This window comes from Peribacillus sp. 05N428, from assembly GCF_056397085.1.
In genome coordinates, this window is record NZ_JBFTMS010000003.1 from 317,999 (window position 1) to 338,425 (window position 20,427).

21 protein-coding genes and 1 other annotated feature are annotated in these 20,427 nt (G+C 44.1%); of the genes, 17 read left to right on the forward strand and 4 right to left on the reverse strand.

The features are described from left to right. The first annotated feature begins 65 nt into the window (after nt 1-65). Both minC and minD read left to right on the forward strand, forming a co-directional pair. Nucleotides 66-749, forward strand: coding sequence for a septum site-determining protein MinC (gene minC, locus AC1DIV_RS04835; RefSeq protein ID WP_048688939.1), 684 nt, complete (start codon nt 66-68; stop codon nt 747-749). A 2-nt stretch (nt 750-751) separates the two neighbouring features. Next, nucleotides 752-1,555, forward strand: coding sequence for a septum site-determining protein MinD (gene minD / locus AC1DIV_RS04840; RefSeq protein WP_034308862.1), 804 nt, complete (start codon nt 752-754; stop codon nt 1,553-1,555). 128 nt (nt 1,556-1,683) lie between these two features. On the opposite strand, the gene AC1DIV_RS04845 is transcribed toward minD, so the two are convergent. Further along, nucleotides 1,684-2,127, reverse strand: coding sequence for a S1 domain-containing RNA-binding protein (locus AC1DIV_RS04845; RefSeq protein ID WP_034308861.1), 444 nt, complete (start codon nt 2,125-2,127; stop codon nt 1,684-1,686). A 257-nt stretch (nt 2,128-2,384) separates the two neighbouring features. Here AC1DIV_RS04845 and AC1DIV_RS04850 point away from each other — a divergent pair, with 257 nt between their 5' ends. The 11 genes from AC1DIV_RS04850 (at nt 2,385) to AC1DIV_RS04900 (ending at nt 11,947) form a co-directional block, all read left to right on the forward strand. Further along, nucleotides 2,385-3,134 (forward strand): M23 family metallopeptidase, encoded by a 750-nt coding sequence (locus tag AC1DIV_RS04850; protein WP_063594289.1) that lies wholly within the window; start codon nt 2,385-2,387, stop codon nt 3,132-3,134. Continuing rightward, a complete protein-coding gene (locus AC1DIV_RS04855) occupies nt 3,127-3,993 on the forward strand; it encodes a M50 family metallopeptidase (RefSeq protein WP_072273328.1) in 867 nt (288 codons plus the stop codon). Before AC1DIV_RS04850 ends, AC1DIV_RS04855 begins: the two co-directional genes overlap by 8 nt. Nucleotides 3,994-4,035: 42 nt before the next feature. Further along, nucleotides 4,036-5,508, forward strand: a complete 1,473-nt coding sequence (locus tag AC1DIV_RS04860) for an Rne/Rng family ribonuclease (RefSeq protein WP_340878563.1) — start codon at nt 4,036-4,038, stop codon at nt 5,506-5,508. 75 nt (nt 5,509-5,583) lie between these two features. Further along, nucleotides 5,584-5,667, forward strand: a sequence feature (ribosomal protein L21 leader region). Between the two features lie 13 nt (nt 5,668-5,680). Then, nucleotides 5,681-5,989 (forward strand): 50S ribosomal protein L21, encoded by a 309-nt coding sequence (rplU, locus tag AC1DIV_RS04865; protein ID WP_034308849.1) that lies wholly within the window; start codon nt 5,681-5,683, stop codon nt 5,987-5,989. Nucleotides 5,990-6,002: 13 nt separating this feature from the next. Beyond that, nucleotides 6,003-6,335: a ribosomal-processing cysteine protease Prp gene (locus tag AC1DIV_RS04870; RefSeq protein ID WP_048688952.1), complete on the forward strand. Its 333-nt coding sequence runs from the start codon at nt 6,003-6,005 to the stop codon at nt 6,333-6,335. A 12-nt stretch (nt 6,336-6,347) separates the two neighbouring features. Further along, nucleotides 6,348-6,638 carry a 50S ribosomal protein L27 gene (rpmA, locus tag AC1DIV_RS04875; protein ID WP_048688955.1) on the forward strand — a complete coding sequence of 97 codons (291 nt, stop codon included), beginning with the start codon at nt 6,348-6,350 and terminating at the stop codon, nt 6,636-6,638. Between the two features lie 537 nt (nt 6,639-7,175). Next, nucleotides 7,176-7,715 carry a Spo0B domain-containing protein gene (locus tag AC1DIV_RS04880; RefSeq protein WP_054400099.1) on the forward strand — a complete coding sequence of 180 codons (540 nt, stop codon included), beginning with the start codon at nt 7,176-7,178 and terminating at the stop codon, nt 7,713-7,715. Nucleotides 7,716-7,763: 48 nt separating this feature from the next. Continuing rightward, nucleotides 7,764-9,053, forward strand: a complete 1,290-nt coding sequence (gene obgE, locus AC1DIV_RS04885) for a GTPase ObgE (protein ID WP_048688961.1) — start codon at nt 7,764-7,766, stop codon at nt 9,051-9,053. 40 nt (nt 9,054-9,093) lie between these two features. Then, nucleotides 9,094-9,543, forward strand: coding sequence for an ACT domain-containing protein (locus AC1DIV_RS04890; RefSeq protein WP_034308837.1), 450 nt, complete (start codon nt 9,094-9,096; stop codon nt 9,541-9,543). Between the two features lie 508 nt (nt 9,544-10,051). Beyond that, the gene (pheA, locus tag AC1DIV_RS04895) at nt 10,052-10,927 is read left to right on the forward strand and encodes a prephenate dehydratase (RefSeq protein ID WP_034308835.1); all 876 of its coding nucleotides are present in this window, start codon (nt 10,052-10,054) and stop codon (nt 10,925-10,927) included. A 318-nt stretch (nt 10,928-11,245) separates the two neighbouring features. Further along, nucleotides 11,246-11,947, forward strand: a complete 702-nt coding sequence (locus AC1DIV_RS04900) for a DUF6944 family repetitive protein (RefSeq protein WP_323596467.1) — start codon at nt 11,246-11,248, stop codon at nt 11,945-11,947. Nucleotides 11,948-12,006: 59 nt separating this feature from the next. Here AC1DIV_RS04900 and AC1DIV_RS04905 read toward each other — a convergent pair whose 3' ends face one another. Continuing rightward, nucleotides 12,007-12,537 (reverse strand): transcription repressor NadR, encoded by a 531-nt coding sequence (locus AC1DIV_RS04905; RefSeq protein WP_048688970.1) that lies wholly within the window; start codon nt 12,535-12,537, stop codon nt 12,007-12,009. Nucleotides 12,538-12,586: 49 nt separating this feature from the next. Further along, on the reverse strand, nt 12,587-13,714 hold the full coding sequence (locus AC1DIV_RS04910; RefSeq protein ID WP_063594284.1) for an IscS subfamily cysteine desulfurase: 1,128 nt from the start codon (nt 13,712-13,714) through the stop codon (nt 12,587-12,589). A 103-nt stretch (nt 13,715-13,817) separates the two neighbouring features. Between AC1DIV_RS04910 and nadB the strand changes: the two genes are divergently transcribed. The 3 genes from nadB to nadA are packed head-to-tail and all read left to right on the forward strand — an operon-like array spanning nt 13,818 to nt 17,336. Next, nucleotides 13,818-15,401: an L-aspartate oxidase gene (nadB, locus tag AC1DIV_RS04915; protein WP_340877118.1), complete on the forward strand. Its 1,584-nt coding sequence runs from the start codon at nt 13,818-13,820 to the stop codon at nt 15,399-15,401. Further along, complete coding sequence (gene nadC / locus AC1DIV_RS04920; RefSeq protein WP_477575879.1) at nt 15,382-16,233, forward strand: carboxylating nicotinate-nucleotide diphosphorylase; 852 nt, start codon at nt 15,382-15,384, stop codon at nt 16,231-16,233. The genes nadB and nadC overlap by 20 nt, the downstream gene beginning before the upstream one ends. After that, nucleotides 16,230-17,336 carry a quinolinate synthase NadA gene (gene nadA, locus AC1DIV_RS04925; protein ID WP_477575881.1) on the forward strand — a complete coding sequence of 369 codons (1,107 nt, stop codon included), beginning with the start codon at nt 16,230-16,232 and terminating at the stop codon, nt 17,334-17,336. The genes nadC and nadA overlap by 4 nt, the downstream gene beginning before the upstream one ends. Nucleotides 17,337-17,734: 398 nt before the next feature. Here nadA and ypfJ read toward each other — a convergent pair whose 3' ends face one another. Further along, nucleotides 17,735-18,580 (reverse strand): KPN_02809 family neutral zinc metallopeptidase, encoded by an 846-nt coding sequence (gene ypfJ / locus AC1DIV_RS04930; protein WP_318292943.1) that lies wholly within the window; start codon nt 18,578-18,580, stop codon nt 17,735-17,737. Between the two features lie 347 nt (nt 18,581-18,927). Here ypfJ and safA point away from each other — a divergent pair. Further along, the coding region (gene safA / locus AC1DIV_RS04935; RefSeq protein ID WP_477575883.1) for a SafA/ExsA family spore coat assembly protein at nt 18,928-20,427 on the forward strand (1,500 nt) is incomplete at its 3' end.

Here is a 20,427-nt window from a genome sequence, read left to right on the forward strand (position 1 = left end):
TACGTAGAAAAAGGAAATTTGTTTTCCTATGTCGAATTATATTTCATTGAGGTGAAACAAACGTCATGAATAAAAGAATTCAGCAAAATGTCATGATTAAGGGAACAAAAGACGGGTTTATGCTTCATCTCGATGATTCTTGCTCATTTTCCGAATTATTGAAAGAGTTAGAAGTGAAGCTTTCGGCAAACTATCAGTTTCAAGAAAATGACCCGTCCATTTCCGTAAAAGTACATACAGGGAACCGCTATCTTGATGAACAACAAGAAGAAAAGATTAAAGAGGTCATCCATAAAAAGAAGAAGCTTTTCGTGGATGAGATAATTTCGAATGTCCTGACGAAGGATGAAGCGAAACGATGGAAAGATGAAAACCAAGTGACGACCGTGACCAAGGTGATAAGGTCGGGACAGGTTTTTGAAGTTCCCGGTGACTTACTGTTAATTGGGGATGTCAATCCCGACGGAACGGTTCGTGCGGGTGGCAACATATATATCATGGGACAGCTAAAGGGAATAGCCCATGCCGGATATAAAGGGAATAATGAGGCCATCATAGCTGCCTCTGTCATGAAGCCTGCCCAGCTGCGCATTGCCGGACAAGTGAATCTATCTCCTGATCAATATACAAAATGGGGACATGACTTGGAATGTGCCTTCATGGATGAAGAAGAAAATATCATTATAGAAAAACTGCAAGTTTTAAAGAAATATAGACCTAATTTAAATAGATTAGAAGGGGGTCTCTAATCGTGGGAGAGGCAATAGTTATAACATCCGGTAAGGGTGGTGTCGGGAAAACGACCACCTCCGCCAATTTAGGAACATCTTTAGCTCTTCTAGGCAAGAAGGTTTGCTTGATTGATACGGATATTGGTCTTCGGAATTTGGATGTGATCATGGGATTGGAGAATCGCATCATCTATGATTTGGTCGATGTGGTCGAAGGGCGCTGCAAGATACACCAGGCGCTCATTAAGGATAAACATTTCGAGGATTTGCTTTATTTGCTTCCTGCTCCGCAAAATAGTGATAAAACAGTGGTGAATGAAGAGCAGATGAGGAAACTCATAAGCGATATGAAGCCTGACTATGATTATGTCATCATTGATTGCCCTGCAGGCATCGAACAGGGTTTCAGGAATGCCATAGCTGGGGCAGACAAGGCAATTATCGTTACGACGGCAGAGAGACCGGCTGTAAGGGATGCTGACCGTATTATTGGCCTGCTTGAAAAAGAAGAGCATATTGAACCGCCTCAATTGATCATCAACCGGATACGCGGCCATTTGCTTCATGAGGATGAAGAAATGGATATCGATGGAGTTGCCGATTTTCTTAAGATTGATTTGATCGGCGTCATTCCTGATGATGACCAGGTCATTGTGGCAGCTAATAAAAAGGAACCCATTGCCTATAATCCGGACAATAGAGTCTCGCTTGCCTATCGGAACATTGCCAGAAGGATCCTTGGTGAATCTGTGCCCTTGACTCCAATTGGCAGCGAACCAAAGGGCTTCATGTCCAAGTTGAAAAAATTCTTTAGCGTGCGGTAAATCTATATTCTTTTTGTCAAGAAGCGGGGAGCATTTGCCCTCGCTTTTTTTTTGCACGGAACTTCATGAAAATAAAAAAGGCAAGCCGTATCCCGGCTTGCCTGTTCTATATGCTAAAATGCAGCGGGTTATCCGCGTCTTCCGCCTCTTCCGCCGCGTTTTGATTCAGTGCTGCGTTTAAGAGTCGATAAATTTTCTTCGCTAGTCTTTAAAAAGCGCACCATTTTATCTTCGAAATTTTCCTTTGGTTGGAAATTACCTTTTGAACGAAAATCTTTAGAACGGCTATCCCCTTGGCGTGGTGGGCGTTTGGTATAAGAAGAGGTTTGCCCTTCGGGTCTATCTATAGCCTTTTTGATGGACAAGGCAGTTTTTCCGTCTTTCTCACTAATCACTTTTACTTCAATTTGGTCGCCTACTTTAAGATGGTCATTTACGTCTTTTACATAGCTATCTGCTACTTCACTGATATGCACAAGACCTGTTGAGCCTCCTGGTAATTCTACGAATGCTCCAAAATTAGTGATACCTGTTACTTTACCTTGTACTTTGCTGCCTATTTCGATTGACATAAAAAAATGTTCCCCCTCAATAATGTTAAAACCACTTTATTATAACAAATTTCGGGGAACAATATCAATCTCAATTATTAGATTTTCTGAATCGATACAGAAATCACCTTGGAAATTCATTGGTTTCCGGATGATTTTTCATTGAAAAAAATTTTTCAGGATGTGCAGAAAGAATATCTTTTCTCCGTCATAGTCTGGACAAGTTGCTCATACGTTGTAATATAGCGCTTTGACATGAGCAGGGGGGGAAGTCTGGAATGGATGATCGCAGGAAAGATATCCGCAATCGTATCGCCAAGAGACGCAAGTTTAATGATAAGCCGGCAGGAAGCAGTAGTTGGACGGAGATCAACAATGAGGAACCATATGGGATTGATTCATATAACGGGTATTCCGAAAAAGACCATCCGCTCTTCAAGAAAGAATATTTTTTCTTTAAAATCCTTGCCAGTGTATGCCTGTTCCTGATTGTCGCGGTGATGTTCAAACACCCTTCTGTGCGGCTGGACCCTGCCAGGAGTTTTGTCATGGAGAACATGAACAAGGAATTTCAGTTCGCTTCAATCTCCAATTGGTACGAAAGTGCGTTTGGTAAACCAATCGCTTTTTTACCGAATGAAGCCAATACGGAAACTGTTGATTCGAATGAAGAATATGCAATGCCAGCTTCTGCGAAGATTACCCAAAACTTCGAGACGAACGGTGAGGGAATCATATTGGAAACGAGCAAAGGCTCAAAGGTCGAGGCCGTTAATGAAGGGGTAGTCATTTTTGCCGGTGAAAAGGAGGGGATTGGAAAGACGGTAGTCATTCAGCATGCCAATAAAACTGAATCTTGGTATGGGCAGCTGAAAGAAATTGATGTGAAATTGTATGAGTTCGTTAAAAAGGGCAATGAAGTCGGACAGGTTACACTAAGTGAAGATGGATCCAAGGGCAGATTTTATTTAGCGATAAAAGAAAATGATGCTTTCGTCGATCCTAAAAAGGTGATTTCCTTTGAGTGAATATGGGAAGTTACTGTTTAAAATCAGGGTGCACCCGACACTGTGGTTTGTCATTGGCATTGCCATCCTCACAGCCCATTTCGTTGAAGTGATGATGCTGTTGCTCATCGTCTTCATACATGAGATGGGGCATGCCGTCTGTGCGCAGCACTTCAAATGGCGGATAAAGTCAATCCAGCTTCTTCCTTTTGGCGGGGCTGTCGAGACTGAGGAATATGGAAACAAGAGTTTGAAGGAGGATTTGGCGGTGGTGCTTGCCGGTCCGCTTCAACATGTTTGGCTCATTGGCGTAGCTTTTATGCTCTATTTCTTTACCATTATCCCATATGAGCTGTACCAGCCATTTTTGTATATGAACCTCATGCTGCTGATTTTTAATCTGCTGCCAATTTGGCCCTTGGACGGGGGACGCTTGCTATTCATCGGTATTTCCCTATACTGCACCTTTTTGGAAGCGCAGAAGCATACCCTTCACTTTTCTGCAGTATTCGCTGTCCTGGCTTTTTTGACCTGGATCATACTGGATCCGCTCAATTTGAACATCTGGCTCATCATCTTTTTCATAAGTCTCTCACTCGTCATGGAATGGCGGCAGAGGTATTACGCGTTCATCCGCTTTCTTCTGCAGCGCCATTACGGGCATACGAATGATTTGGCGAAACTGAAGCCGATATCGGTGGATTCACAAGAACCGATTTATAAAGTGCTGGAACTGTTTCAACGCGGCTGTAAACACCCCGTCATCATCATGAAAAACGGGAAAGAGAGCGGCTCATTGGATGAAACGGAAATCCTCCACGCCTATTTTTCGGAGAAAATGACGAACGGGAAAATCGGCGACCTATTATATTCTTATTAAATATGTTATCCTTTCTTCAAATTGAGGAGAGGATTTTTTTTGATGAAAAAAATGATCGCGAACCTAGCTTCACGCGAAAAAAGAGTGGCCGTCCTTGAGAATGGTGTTTTACGTAAACTTGAAATCATGCCGCCTCAAAAGCGCAGTACGGTCGGTAATATATATCTTGGGAAGGTGACGAAGGTGCTGCCGGGAATGGATGCCGTCTTCATTGATTATGGTGCAGAGAAGAATGGTTTTTTACACCGTGACGAGATTCCCTCCTTCCAGCTCACAAAAAAAAGTGATGGGAAAGCATCCATCGGTCAATTTGTCCGTCAGGGAGAAAAGCTGCTAGTTCAGGTGACCCGGGATGAAACGGGAACAAAAGGAGCTAAATTGACGGGGCTGATCGAGTTTTCAACGGAGTCCCTCGTATACATACATGGAATAGATTATGTTGGTGTTTCAAAGAAATTCAAAAACGACGATCTTCAGAAGCAATGGCGGGAAACGGCCATGCGGCATAAAAATCCTGATGAGGGATTGATTGTCCGCACCTCGATGGAGAACGAAAGTGAATCGGTTTTCCTTGACAGGTTAACTGGATTGCGGGAGCTCCATAAAGAGCTTGAAGTCAAGGCTGCATCCCTAAAGGCCCCGTCCCTTCTCTATGAGAGGGACGCTTACCTTGATATGATCATTTCCGAAATGTCGGGAACGGCGACCGGGGAACTTGCCATCGATGACTTCGAGGCCTATCGCGAGTTGAAAAAGTGGATACAGGAAAACCGTAAGGAGTGGGAAATATCCCATGTATCGGGTACCAGGAATATTTTTTCCGAATGGAATGTGGAAGCGCAAGTTGAGAAAATGGCCAAGAAAATCGTTTGGCTTGATAATGGCGGATATTTAATTTTTGAAGAAACAGAAGCTTTCACCGTAATCGATGTCAATTCAGGTAAGTTCACCGGCAAGGTGGAGAAGGAAGCAACATTGTTTGCGGTTAATCAGGCTGCGGCGAAAGAGGTCGCCCGTCAACTGAGATTGAGGAATATCAGCGGGATCATCCTGATAGATTTCATCAATATGGACCAGACCCGGCATAAGCAGGAAATCATCGAAATCGTCAAAAAGGAAGCGGTGAGGGATGAGAAGCGAATCCAGGTCATCGGTTTTACGGAACTGGGCATTTTACAAATGACGAGAAAGCGAACCTCCCCGTCTTTAAGTGAAATGACGACGGTGCCTTGCCCTGTGTGCAGTGGAAGCGGTAAAATCGAGAGCCCGGAAACGGTGGCCTTCCGGTTGGAACGTGAACTGCTGGAACACAGGAAGACGGATGATGAAGCGGTATGGGTGGAGGTCAGTAAAGCGGTGGCGGACGTGCTGCTTGGTGAAAAGGAATCATATCGGCCGGCCTTGGAGGAATTGATCGCTAAAAAGATATTCCTGTCTTTTATCCCAGGTTTGACGAATGCCTATTCCATCAAGCGATTCGGAAGCATTCAGGAAATCGGGCGGGCTTTCGAGTGAAGAGCGGGAATTGTTATAAATATATTGACAGCCTTTCCTGTTTCATGGTAGGATTTTAATGTTATGTTTGTAGCACCCGTGCTACAACCGCTCAACATCAGGTTTTAAGCTTTTGCCTTTTTGGTAAAACGCCTGTGATTGGCGAGTCTGAGACATTTAAGGAGGTGCAAGTATGTACGCAATTATCGAAACTGGCGGTAAACAAATTAAAGTAGCAGCTGGCGAAGCGGTTTACATTGAAAAATTAAACGCAGAAGCAGGCGAAACTGTTACATTTGACAAAGTTTTATTCGTAGGTGGCGAAGACGTGAAAGTCGGTGCTCCACTAGTTGAAGGCGCTACTGTAACAGGTACTGTCGAAAAACAAGGTAAGCAAAAGAAAATCACTGTTTTCAAATACAAAGCGAAGAAAAACAATCGTAAAAAACAAGGTCATCGTCAACCATACACTAAAGTTGTTATCGAAGCAATCAACGCGTAAGGGCTGATTCTAGATGATCAAAGTTGTATTTGATGCTCCGCAGGAACGGATTGCTTCGTTCACCTTAAGCGGACATGCTAATTTTGCTAAAAAAGGTTCTGATATCGTTTGTGCAGGTGTATCGGCTGTTTCCTTCGGGGCAGTCAATGCCATCATGTCCTTAACGGACGTAGAGCCTGAGATTGAGCAAGGGAGAGAAGGCGGCTATCTTCGCTGCGCCATTCCGGGGAATCTTTCGCCGGAATCGGAAGAGAAGGTTCAGCTGCTTTTGAACGGAATGCTCATATCGCTGCAAACCATCGAACGTGATTATGGTAAATACATGAAAATTATCCTCAACCAATAGGAGGTGGAACAAATGTTAAGATTAGATCTTCAGTTCTTCGCTTCGAAAAAAGGAGTAGGTTCTACAAAGAACGGACGTGACTCAATCTCCAAGCGTCTTGGCGCTAAACGTGCAGATGGTCAATTCGTATCTGGTGGTTCTATCCTTTACCGTCAACGCGGAACAAAAATCTATCCAGGTGAGAACGTAGGCCGTGGTGGAGACGATACTCTATACGCTAAAGTAGACGGTGTTGTTAAATTCGAACGTTTCGGACGTGACCGTAAAAAAGTAAGCGTATATCCAGTTGCACAAGAAGCATAATTGGCATCTTTGAACAGAGGCTGACTCAAAAGGGTCTGATTCCTTCTACAAGACACTATATACCGCGTCATTATTAATAATGGTATGCTATATAGTGATGAAGGGGTCCGGCCCTTTATTTATACTATAGGAACGAACCAGCATTTTGCAGGAGACTTTAGTCATTAGTATAAGGAAACAACCTCTGACTTACAAAAGGCTCGCCAATAGGCGGGCTTTCTTAAACTTTCAGGGGGTAAATCCAAGATTATTCATCCATCCGATTTGGTTAAACCAAATAGACACTCCAATTCAACTATAATATCTCCAATTGGTGCATAAATAAGGCCCATTCTCTTTTTTAGTTCAAATGGCTCTACCATCGTCCAAAGAACTCAGGGTGTGCGGCTGTATTTTTTGGACGGGGGCTTTCATGTGAAGGCATGTGAATCGAGCTTCATTTCCTGTTTGTTGTTTTTTTGATATACTGTACAAATGGAAGTATTCAACATGATAGAGCTGAAAAAAGTTTCTTTATCATAATTGAAGGTGTTAATAATGGATAAAAATTGGACGACTATTGAAACTCTGCGTCAAACCAGGCATGACTGGCTGAATAAAATTCAAATCATCAAAGGGAATCTGGAGTTGAACAGAATTGATCGTGTCAAGGGCATCATTGATGAAATCATTGTTGAAACCCAGAATGAAGCACGACTTTCCAGTTTGAATTTACCCAAGTTCACCGAGATGCTGTTGACGTCGAATTGGAATAATGGATCATTTTATTGCGAATATGAAATCATTGATGTTTTTGAAGGCTCAACCGAGATGGACGGGCTGATGTATCGCTGGACAAACGATTTCTTCAAGATTCTGGATAAAAACCTGGATCCGTTTTTTGAAAATATACTGGCTGTTTCTATGTGTAAAAAAGAAGTGAGCGATATGCACTGTACATTTCATATGCAAGGCAGGTTCATTGATCAATCCCCAGTGATCGAGTTTTTGGAAAGTTCATTAACGGCCGAGCAATCAATTGAAATTCTTGAATGTAATGAGGATGAAATATTTTTTAAGATGGATATTAACTTTTAGAGAAGTATACAGCAAGAATTGACTTGCAGAAAACAAGGAAGTGATAGCATGTTTGTCGATCAAACGAAAGTCTATGTAAAAGGCGGAGACGGTGGTAACGGGATAGTTGCTTATCGTCGTGAGAAATTCATACCTAAAGGCGGACCAGCTGGCGGAGATGGCGGTAATGGGGCCAATGTCGTATTTGAAGTGGAAGAGGGCTTGCGTACATTAATGGATTTCCGTTACCAACGTCACTTTAAGGCACCTCGCGGAGAACATGGCATGTCCAAAAACATGCATGGTGCGGCTGCAAAAGATATGGTGATCAAGGTTCCACCTGGCACCGTTGTCATCGATGATAAAACGAAGGAAGTCATTGCTGATTTAGTTGAGCACGGACAACGCGCCGTTATCGCCAAAGGTGGCCGCGGAGGCCGGGGAAATTCCCGTTTTGCCACGCCTGCCAATCCTGCACCCGAAATCGCGGAGAATGGCGAACCCGGCCAAGAACGCGATATCGTCATGGAATTGAAACTGTTGGCTGATGTCGGTTTGGTTGGTTTCCCAAGTGTAGGGAAATCCACTTTGCTTTCTGTCGTATCCGCAGCAAGGCCTAAAATTGCCGAATATCATTTTACAACGATCGTACCGAACCTCGGAATGGTGGAAACGGAAGATCACCGCAGCTTCGTCATGGCCGATTTACCTGGTTTGATCGAAGGTGCTTCAGAAGGAGTGGGACTTGGACATCAATTCCTGCGCCATATTGAAAGAACGAGGGTAATCGTTCATGTAATCGATATGTCTGGTCTCGAAGGCCGGGATCCATACGAAGACTACCAAACAATCAATAAAGAATTGGAAGAGTATAACCTGCGCTTGACTGAACGTCCGCAAATCATTGTTGCAAGTAAAATGGATATGCCGGACTCAGAAGATAACTTAGCTGCTTTCAAAGAAAAGCTGGAAGAAGACTATCCTGTCTTCCCGATTTCTGCCGTGACGCGTGAAGGGATCCGTGAGCTTCTTTATGCAATCGCTGATAAAATCGAAGAGACCCCTGAGTTCCCTCTTGAACATGAAGAAGAGAATACTGGAATCCACCGGGTTCTATATAAACATACATCACAGTCGGATGAATTTAACATTGAACGCGAACCCGATGGCAGCTTTGCCGTATCAGGATTCAAGATCGAGCGTCTATTCAAAATGACTGACTTCACCCGTGAAGAGTCCATACGTCGTTTCGCCAGACAGCTTCGTTCATTCGGAGTCGACGAAGGCCTTCGCCAAAAAGGTGCGACAAATGGCGATATCGTCCGTATCCTTGAATATGAATTTGAATTTGTTGATTGATTGGAGACCATGATGGCAGGCAAAAGGAGGCGTGCGGAGTTTGAATAAGTCCGATCAGAAATTTTTCCTCGTTCGAGAGGATGTTCTTCCCGAAGCGATGAAAAAAACGCTGGATGCAAAAGAAATGATTGAACGGGGAAAAGCGGAATCAGTTTGGGAAGCGGTACAGCGAGTGGACCTAAGCAGGAGTGCTTTTTACAAATACCGTGACACGGTTTTTCCGTTTCATACAGTTGTTAAGGAAAAGCTGATTACACTGTTCTTCTATCTTGAAGATCGTTCTGGTACTCTATCGGAGCTTTTACGGCTCGTCGCCTCATCCGGTTGCAACATCATGACCATCCACCAAACGATTCCTTTACAGGGACGTGCAAATGTCACCCTATCCCTGAATACGGGTGGGATGACGATGGATATTAATGAACTGCTCACTAAACTGCGTAAAATGGAGTTCGTCGAAAAAGTCGAAATCATTGGTAACGGCGCATGATAACAGCCTGTACATTACACATGTACAGGCTGTCAGTTTGTATATAAAAGGTTTCCCGAACCTTTTCCAACTGATGCTGAACAAAAAAGTTTGCCTATTCGTTTCATGCGGTGCAGACCGTAATGGATTTATGTTGGGGACGATAGTAGCTCCGCGAAATAATCCGGAAGCCTTCATTAAGATGCAATAGTAAATCCGTTCAAACAGGTCGGTATCTTTAAAGCGTGGCTCATAATTTTTGCGAACGTTGAGAAGTAAGGCATTTATCATGGAAACCGTAACCTAAAGACCAACGGGCTACCGGACCGCCCGCGGAAAGCGAGTCCTGGAGCGGAAATCAACGTCAACGTTTAAAAACCTAAAACAGCCTGAAGACAAACTCATTTATTATCGGGTTTGTCTTCAGGCTGTTTTCATTTGTAAGAGGAAATTAACGATTAACTATTGTAAAAAATCAGAAAATGGCATAACATAAACAATAGATTTTCCGTGAAAAGGAGTTTATAATATGACAGCAAAAATTGCATTTCTTGGACCAAAAGCAACGTTCACGGATTTAGCTGTATCGCGACTATTTCCTAATGATATAAAAATACCGATGAACACGATTCCGGACTGCCTTGATGCTGTTCGGGACGGGGAAGTGAATCACGCGCTCGTGCCGATCGAGAATGCTTTGGAGGGTTCGGTAAATATAACGATGGATTACTTAGTCCATGAAGTCACATTGCCGATGAAGGGCGAAGTGACGATTCCAATTCAACAGCATTATATGGTGCATCCGGATCATGCATATCCTGGTTTCAAACCTGACATGGTTTATTCGCATTCCCATGCCATCGCTCAATGCCGCAAATTTCTACATAATGAGCTAAGGGGCATTCCATATGAGTATGTCACATCCACAGCAGCCGCTGCTAAGATGGTGATGGAGAATCCCGATATCAATATTGCTGCAATTGCAAATGATATGGCTGCAGAGGAGTACGGTTTGACGATTGCCAAACAAAATATTCATGATTATGAACATAATCACACCAAGTTTATCGTCGTATCCAACAGTGAAGTCGACTATGAAGGGCATTTGACCGTGGAAGGGGATAAGAAAACGACCTTGATGATTCAGCTGCCTGCCGACCACTCAGGGCAGCTGCACCAAGTGCTTTCCGCTTTTTCCTGGAGGAAACTTAACCTTTCCAAGATTGAATCAAGACCCATGAAAACTGGATTAGGCAATTACTTTTTCATCATCGACATAGAAATGTCCCTTGACGATGTCCTGATCCCAGGAGCGATCTCTGAGCTCGAGGCCTTAGGATGTACGGTATCGATCATGGGAAGCTATACATGCTTTAAAGTCCAAACTGGTGTACCGCAACGATAATTCATCATTTGTGAGATTTCTTTTCAAAATGATGAATGGTACAAACTCAGCTAAGTTTTATCCAATGAATAGGAAGATGCCCCGGGAGTTTTCCCGGGGCATTTTTTAGTGAGTATTCGTTAAGCTTTGTATGAAATATATATAGATAGGCAGCAGGATTCTGGATGCAAAACAAACACCGATTGTGCAAAAAGCAAATACAATAAGTAAATCTCGGTAGGCCACATGTGGAACAAGCAAATACATATTTTGAAAACTAATTCAGTGGATGCGCCTTTTTAATCAAAAATGGCAGAAAGAGGGTGGTGGTCAGCAAAGATGGATAATCAATTCAAAGAAACTTTCGGTTCGTGGACTCAAGCGATAGGAACCGTCATTTCAGCTATTGCTGGTACACCATCCAATGTCTTGGACGAAGAATTTCGTAAGAACTTGGATTTGATTGGAAATGAACTTCAAGCAACAGGAAATGCCTTATTGGCCGACGCGGAAGAAACCTGGTCTCTAGATAAATTCGGGAATATAATACAGGCGATCGGGAATTCGACTGTTATCTTAGGTTTAGTCATTGATTTTGATGAAATAACGAAACAGGAATTAATCATCAAAGGCAATCTGATCCAAGCGTTGGGCGGAGGAACCGCTTTGGCGGGGGCATACGAAAATCCGGATGAACCGGAACAGGCCTTCAATGCTACGGGAAATTTGTTGCAGGCGATTGGGAATTCGATGCAAGCGATGGGTGGAATTGCCGAACTTAAAAATAGCATTCTAGAAAAAGACCAAGATAAGGATCAAGAACAAGAAGAAAAAGAAGAACAAGATAAGGAGCAGGAACAGCAAAAATATCAATATCCTTATTTGGAAGAGAAGCAATCTGATGCAGAATTAATCCAAGTGATGGGGGGCTGGGTTCAGGCGGTCGGTTCCGTCATTAGCCTTATTGGGCAGTTGAGAAGTAACGAAGATGAAAACTCCGGCGATGGAAGCTCAAATGAAAGCAATTCCAATGATGAGTGAGCATGAGGGCCCATAAAAAAATCCTCAAAAGCCCTATCTTTTGAGGATTTTTCGTTCATTCAATCGACTAAAATGCCGGCATCCCTCAAAGCGCTCTCCGCTTCGTCGAGCAGTTCTTCAGATGATGCGCTCAGTGTATGGAGATGGATGCCGCTCGTTAGTTCCGATAAAAACGATGCATTCGTTGCCGTCACCCTTGAAAGGAATTGCTGGACCTCTTTACGGCTGCTGACCATGATGGAAGCGGTCAGGTCGCCGTATACGGGGTGCTCGATTTTGACATCTTTCACCGTGATGCCGATATCCACTAGTAAATATAGTTCTTCTTGGGTCCGGGAAGGATCGTGCTGGCAAGCGATGATCCTTTCCGGCTTCTGCGTGCTCCCCGTTTGTAGGTACAGATAGCCTTGGCTTGTGGCAATGATAGGTTCATTCCGCGCTTTCAGGAGGGTTATGTCACCAACGATAACCTGCCGGCTTACATTCGTTATCTGCGAAAGCTCGCTGCCCGTTACAGGCTCCGTGCTTGTTTGCAATAAATGTAAGAGTTTCGTCCGTCTTTCTTCCCCAAGTAATTTCTTTCTTTCCATAAACATTCACCTCTTTAATTACAAACATTCTAACACAGATTGGAGGGTTTTATCGAATGGAAGCTATTCCTTCGATGCAGTCCGCCAACTTGTGAATGTCGTCGGCCGTCGTGTTTTTGCCAAAGGAAAAGCGGACGAATTGATGGGCTTCATCTTCGCTTTTTCCAATGGCCATCATCGTTTTTGAAGGATCCTGTTTACCGATTTGACAGGCGCTTCCCGTCGAAACGGCGAATCCTTTCTGGTTTAATTCCAGCATGATGTACTGTCCTTGCAATCCAGCGAAGGTCAGCGCCAGTATGTGAGGCAATTGCTCGTATTTTGCTTCGATGATTTGAAAGTCGATTTTCCTTTCCGTCAGCCGTTGAATCAATTGCGTCCTAAGTGCGGAAATCCGTTTTCGTTCATCTTCCATGATGTCGCCCAATTTCTTAGCAGCGGTCACGAAGGAAGCTATCCCGGGGACGTCCACTGTTCCTGGTCTGAAACCATATTCATGAGTGATGTTCGGTACCGAAGCCTTCAACTGATGGATGGCCGGGAAAATGACGGCCCCAGTCCCTTTTGGACCATAAACTTTATGACTGGAAACGGATAGTCCATCACATGAGGCGGCTATCTTGCCAAGCGGTAATTTAGCAAATGATTGGACGCAATCCACATGAAAAAAAGCCTGGTGTTTTCGAACGATTTCACTTATTTGCTCAATGGGTTGAATGACCCCGATTTCCGAATTCACATGTTGGACAATGACCAAGCATGTTCTCTCCGACATGCATTCCTGCAGATGTTCAATATCAACACGGCCATCTTCCAAATGCCGTAAATAAGTAACCTCGAAGCCATCTTGTTCAAGCTTTTCGACGAAATTGGCAAGAGATGCATGTTCAGTCCGGCTTACAATCAAGTGGTTCTGCCAGGATGGTTTCGAAGCGATGAATGTATCTATCGCAAGCATGTTGCTTTCTGATCCGCCGCTCGTAAAGATGATTCCTTCCTTTTTTATGTTCAGCATTTCTGCGAGTTGCTGCCGTGACATATCCAATAAACGTGCCGCTTCAGAGCCAATATCATGCAAACTGCTCGCATTCCCGAAAAACTTCCGCGATGCTTGGCTGAATACGTCGAGAGCCTCCTCGTCAATCGGTGTTGTAGCGGCGTAATCCAAATAAATCAAGAAATCACTTCCATCCTTTAATCTTAAAAAACTCTTGATAATAGTTTAATAATATGTAAATATAGTTGTCAAGACACCTGTCATAAACAGGAGGAATGAAATAATGGTAAAAGCGGAAATCATCGTGATAGGCAGCGGGATTGCTGCCTTGAAAACGGCATTGGAAGCAAGTGAGCATAAGCATGTGATACTCATCACAAAATCAAATATCCGTCATGGTAATTCATATTTAGCTCAGGGCGGGATTGCTGCTGCAATATCTGATCGTGACAGAGTATCCTTACATAAAAAAGATACGCTGGCGGCTGGTCAGAGATATAACAAAGTGAAGGCAGTGGAAAAACTCGTCGAAGAGGCACCTTCGGTTATAGCTGAACTTATAGAATCGGGTATGCAATTTGACCATGATCATGACGGAACTCTATTGCTTGGCATGGAGGGCGCCCACAGTGAACGAAGAATCCTCCATAGTCACGGTGATGCTACCGGAAAGTACATCATGGAACATCTTATAGGCTGCTTGAAAAAATCATCGATTACTGTGATGGAGGATGTTACTGCAGTGGAGTTGATCATCGGGAAAGATGATTCTTGCATAGGCGTCAAAGCACTTGAAAAGGCAGGGGAACTCGTAACCTATCATGCTGAACAGACGGTTTTGGCAACAGGCGGCTGTGGCTCCCTATACCATTTCACTTCAAATTCACAAACGGTTTCAGGTGATGGAATCGCACTTGCATTCAAGGCTGGTGCAAAAGTTCGTGACATGGAATTCATACAGTTCCATCCGACCCTGCTTTTTGTAAATGGCAAAGCGAAAGGTCTGGTTTCAGAAGCGGTTCGCGGGGATGGTGCGAGATTAGTGACGGAAACGGGAAAGCCAATCATGGAGGATGTCCATAGCTTGAAGGATCTAGCACCAAGGCATATTGTTGCACAGACGATCTTTTCTTATATACAGCGCGGTGAAAAGGTATTTTTGGATATTTCGATGATCAAGGATTTTAAAAATCGTTTTCCGACAGTGACCTCATTATGTGAAAAAAGCGGGCTGGACCTTGAATTGGGGAAAATTCCAGTTGCACCTGGAAACCATTTTCTAATGGGAGGGATTGAAGTGGATGAATCGGGGCAAACCTCAGTACCCTCTTTGTATGCAGTTGGTGAAGTGGCATGCACTGGTGTACATGGTGCAAACCGATTGGCAAGCAACTCGCTTCTCGAAGGACTGGTTTTTGGAAATACGCTAGGCCGTTTCCTTGCTAAAGTGCCGTCAAGGTCAATACCGCAAGAAAAAGAGCAGTCCAAGTGTTCCAGCCAAATTTCATTTTTACCTGATTTCACGACATTGCAGGAAAAATTAATGAACGAAGCGGGAATCGTCCGAAATGAAGCGGGTTTAACTCGTCTGAAGGATTATCTTGAAACGTTTAATATCGAAAAATTGCTGCATGTGGAAGTAACGGCATTATCGATACAAGAAATAACGAAAATCAATGCCTTAATCGTGGCGTGGCTGATTGCCGAATCCGCATTGACCAGGACGGAAAGCAGGGGCGGTCATTTCCGCAGTGACTATCCAAGCGAAGATGACACCCAATGGCTTGATAATTCGGTTATCCTTGCTTGCACGGATGTGAAAAACCGAGTGAAAGGGAGACAACTATATGAATATATTGAAGCTTAAGCAGATGCTGCAACAATTTTTAATGGAAGATATAGGGGAATGCGATGTAACGAGTGATACGATTTTTGATCAAGGTGAACAAGGTACTTTGACATTCATCGCAAAAGAAGGCGGGGTCTTTAGTGGAGGGGACGTCATCCAGACGGGATTTGCATTGTTGGATGAGCAAATCGAGGTTTGCGTTTTTGTTAAAGATGGAGAAGTTTTTGAAGAAGGACAGCAGCTTGCAAAAATGACCGGCGATATGGCCTCTCTTTTAAAAGGGGAACGGGTCGTTTTGAATTTAGTGCAGCGTATGTCCGGAATTGCGACACAGGCTCATAAAGCTGCCATGATATTAGCGGGGACGAAGACGAGAGCGTGTGATACGAGGAAAACTACACCAGGCCTGCGGATGATTGAAAAATATGCGGTCCGCTCAGGCGGGGCATTCAATCACCGTTATGGTTTATATGATGCAGTCATGATAAAGGACAACCATATTTCTTTCGCTGGGTCCATAACGAAAGCGGTACAAACGGTAAAATCCAAACTAGGACATACCACTAAAGTGGAAGTGGAAACGGAATCACCACAACAGGTGCTTGAAGCAGTGGAAGCCGGTGCAGATATCATCATGTTCGATAACCGGAGCCCCGAAGAAATCAAGCAACTGATCAAATTGGTTCCCGCCCACATCATTACTGAAGCTTCTGGAGGAATCCATTTAGACAATCTAGCCTCATATCGGGAAACAGGGGTAGATTATATTTCGTTGGGCAGCTTGACGCACAGTGTCAGGGCACTTGATATCAGCGCAAAGGTCAAAGAGCAGGAGGGGATATTGAAATGAACATATTGGAGATGGCTAAAACAGCAGGAAATACATTGCCTGAAAAGTATAAAACGATGACAAAGGAAGAGATGGAGAATCGGGTCCATGACATCAAGAAACGACTGGGGAACCGTCTTTATATCCCAGGTCATCATTATCAACGGGAGGAAGTCATTCAATTTTCGGATTCAACGGGGGATTCACTTCAATTGGCCCAGCTTTCCGCGCAAAATCGAGAAGCGGATTATATCGTGTTTTGCGGCGTGCATTTCATGGCGGAAACAGCCGATATTTTGACCGAAGAAGGGCAGACGGTTATCCTTCCTGATATGCGTGCAGGCTGCTCCATGGCGGATATGGCCGATATTGAACAAACGGAACGGGCGTGGACAAAGCTTCAGGATCTTTTTGGCGATACGATCCTTCCGCTAACTTATGTGAATTCAACTGCGGCCATCAAAGCTTTTGTAGGGAAAAATGGCGGGGCGACGGTGACATCCTCCAATGCACAAGGGATGGTCTCGTGGGCCCTCGCGCAAAAAGAAAGAATCCTATTTCTTCCCGATCAGCATCTGGGGAGGAATACAGCCTTTGACCTTGGAATCCCATTGAATGAAATGGCCGTTTGGGATCCGCATAAAGATGAATTGATCTATGAAGGGGAACTCGAAGATTTGAAGGTACTTCTTTGGAAAGGACATTGTTCAGTCCATGAAAATTTCACTACGGCTAATATTGAAACGCTTAGAGCGGAGCAGCCTGAAATGAATATCATCGTTCATCCCGAATGCCGCCGTGAGGTAGTCGCCCTGTCAGATTATGCAGGTTCGACATCGTACATCATAAATATGATTGAAAAAGCCGAACCGGGCAGTTCCTGGGCAATCGGCACGGAAATGAACCTTGTCAAGCGACTTATCGCCAATAATCCTGACAAGAACATCATCTCGTTAAATCCGAATATGTGTCCATGCCTAACAATGAACCGGATTGATCTGCCTCACCTGCTGTGGGCGCTTGAATCCATTGAAGAAGGTATAATCATCAATCCGATAAAAGTGGGGAAGAGCATTGCGGATAATGCCATCCTGGCTTTAAACAGAATGCTGGAACGCGTTTGAGTTAGTGCAAAAGACTTTGAATCATAAGAAAAAAAGGGGTAAGACACCCGTTCAGTTAGCTGACCTAATGAGGATTGAATGGTTTATCCCGAATACAATTTTATCAAGGGATTATTGCCGTGATTTTAAAACAAGACCGAGTAATCCACGTGTATTTTTACTGTTTTAGCTGAAACTCACAAGATGGAAGAAAATTGAGAAACACCTGCCGAATAACTGGCTAGCCGAGACCCCACAGACGCTTGGCGGACAGTCGGCGGAAAGGGAGCGGATTCCTGAAATCGACTATAATTTTCACCATAAAAAAAGTAGACAAACTCGCTTTTCTTCGAATTTGTCTTCAGTCGGGAAAGGGGGACAAGCTCCCCCTTTTTTTGTTTTGAAACAAGTAAGAACTTTTAGAGGTTATTCGCTTTAAAAGTATTGCCTTCATTCATATCACCGGATTTAAATCCTTTATTGAACCACCGTTTTCTCTGTTCGGATGTACCGTGCGTGAAGCTGTCTGGAACCACGTACCCCTGTGCCTTTTTTTGGATACGGTCATCTCCCACACCACTTGCTGCATTCAAGGCCTCCTCAAGATCGCCTTCTTCAAGCAAATTCTCTCCTTGGACATGATGTGCCCAAACTCCAGCCAAATAATCGGCCTGTAATTCAAGACGGACAGAATGCCTATTATATTCAGTCTCGCTGACCTTTGACCGATCTGGCATTTCCTTTTCCGTTGTCCCTAAAAGTGTCTGAACATGATGTCCGACCTCGTGGGCAATGACATAGGCCATGGCGAAATCCCCGGGTGCCTGGAATTCTTGCTTCAACTCTTGATAAAAGCTGAGATCAATATATAGTTTCATGTCACCAGGACAATAAAATGGCCCTACCGAAGAAGCTGCCATCCCGCATGCCGATTCGACACTTCCTGAATACAGGACAAGGGTAGGTTCCCTATATTCCAGTCCATTTTTACGGAATTCTTCTGTCCAGACCTGCTCCGTTTCTGCAAGGACGACAGATACGAACTGCGCAAGCTCTTTCTCTTCATCCGTTTCGACATAAGAGCTGCCATTGTTCGATTCAGTAGAATTCAAGCTGCCCAGCAATTCGCTTGGATTACCGCCAAGGAGCGTCACGATCAAGACAATTACCAATCCGACCCCTCCGCCGATTCCGGCCATGCTTTTTCCGCTCATCCCTCTTTTGTCCTCGACGTTCGAGCTGCCCTGTCTACCTTTCCATTTCATTATTATTCCCCCCAGGAATGTAAGATAAGTACCTGAAGACAAAGCTTTAGGCCATTTACTTTCTTATACCCGGATTTCCCTGAATTTAGACAGAAGCTTGAAAGAAGCATTTTAGAACATGATGGCTTCCTAACTAAAAAACCATTGCCTCCTCTCTTAGAATGAATGCAATGGTTAAGATGTCATATCATTTATTTCTTCTCCAAAAAAGTAGCTTCCATGTCCCTAAATCATTGAACCAATCATAAAAGTCATTTTTCACGCATAAGTTTTCATGATAAAAATAATAGCATTTCACCCACTGCTTCATAGAATATATGGACATATGCACAGGAGGGGTTAACAGCGTGAAAATTCATATAGTCCAAAAAGGCGATACACTTTGGAAACTCGCCAAAAAATACGGCGTCAGTTTTGAAGAACTTAAAAAAGTTAACACGCAATTGAGCAACCCGGACATGATGATGCCCGGAATGAAAATTAAAATTCCAGGGACATCCGGAGCTGTAATAAAAGAAACGGGTAAACCAAACGTGAATATTCAGCCGGGAATGAAAGAATCCCAAATTCAACCGTATCAGGCTCAGCCAGCACCAATGAAAGAGCAGCAAATTATGCAAAAACCGGCTGAAAAAGAACAGCCGAAATTTCAACAGCCCGTAAAAGAGCAACCGAAATTTCAACAACCGGTAAAAGAACAGCCAAAATTTCAACAGCCCGTAAAAGAGCAACCGAAATTTCAACAGCCTGTAAAAGAGCAACCAATCGTTCAAAAACCAAAAAAAGAGCAGCAAATCATTCAGCCAAAGCCTATCATTAAAGAAAAGGAAAAAGTCGTTCCAAAAGAAATGCCGGTGCCGATGCCGGTAATTCCAGAAATCGATGTTAATAATTATTATATGGTCAACATGACCAATATGAGTGTGCAAAAGCCTCCTGCACCACCGCCTTTACCAAAGAAAAAAGAAGAGCCTGCAGTCACTAAAAAGAAGAAGAAAAAGCCAGCTGTACAGTCAGCTCAGGATGAGCCGGTGGATGATTGTATTCCAGTAACGCCAATCTTGCCTGGAAGCGGCTATTGCATTCAACCGCCACCGTGGGCGCAGATGCACATGCAAGACATGCAAGCCCCATACCAAGGCGTTCAAGGGTATCAGGCGGCTCCGGAAATGCATGGTTATCAAATGATGGAAGAGAGCTCTGATATTTGGGGAGAATCTCCTGACATGCCAATGATGGATCATGGATTTGTCCAAGGGGCGAGCATGAATGCACCAAGCCAGCAATATTATCCATATCAAGCCTCCGCGCCGGTTCCGCACCATTATTATGGAGGGATGAATCAACAACCTCAAGCAGGTTCATATATGCAACAAGATTATGAGTCACCAGGCGAATCACCTTCCTACAATCAAAACTTCCCTCAGTTTTCACAGACTGCCGGTGAGGAAGAGGAAGATTGCGGCTGTAATAAGGGGCTGCTTGGAACTTATGGACCGGAAGTGAAGGGACAGTATCAAGGGAACCAAGGGATGGATGCACATTACCATCCGGATTATCACCAATATCAATCCGTTCAATCACAGCAACAGGCCCCATCCCCTGGGATGTCACCTAAAGAGTCTCAGATGGGAATGGATATGCAATATCAATTTGATGATGAGTCAGTAGAATCGGAAGAATTCATGATGATGGGCGGCCAAAACGGAGGTCAGCCATCAGGYATGATGATGGGCGGCCAAAACGGAGGTCAGCCACCAGGCATGATGATGGGCGGCCAAAACGGAGGTCAGCCACCAGGCATGATGATGGGCGGCCAAAACGGAGGTCAGCCACCAGGCATGATG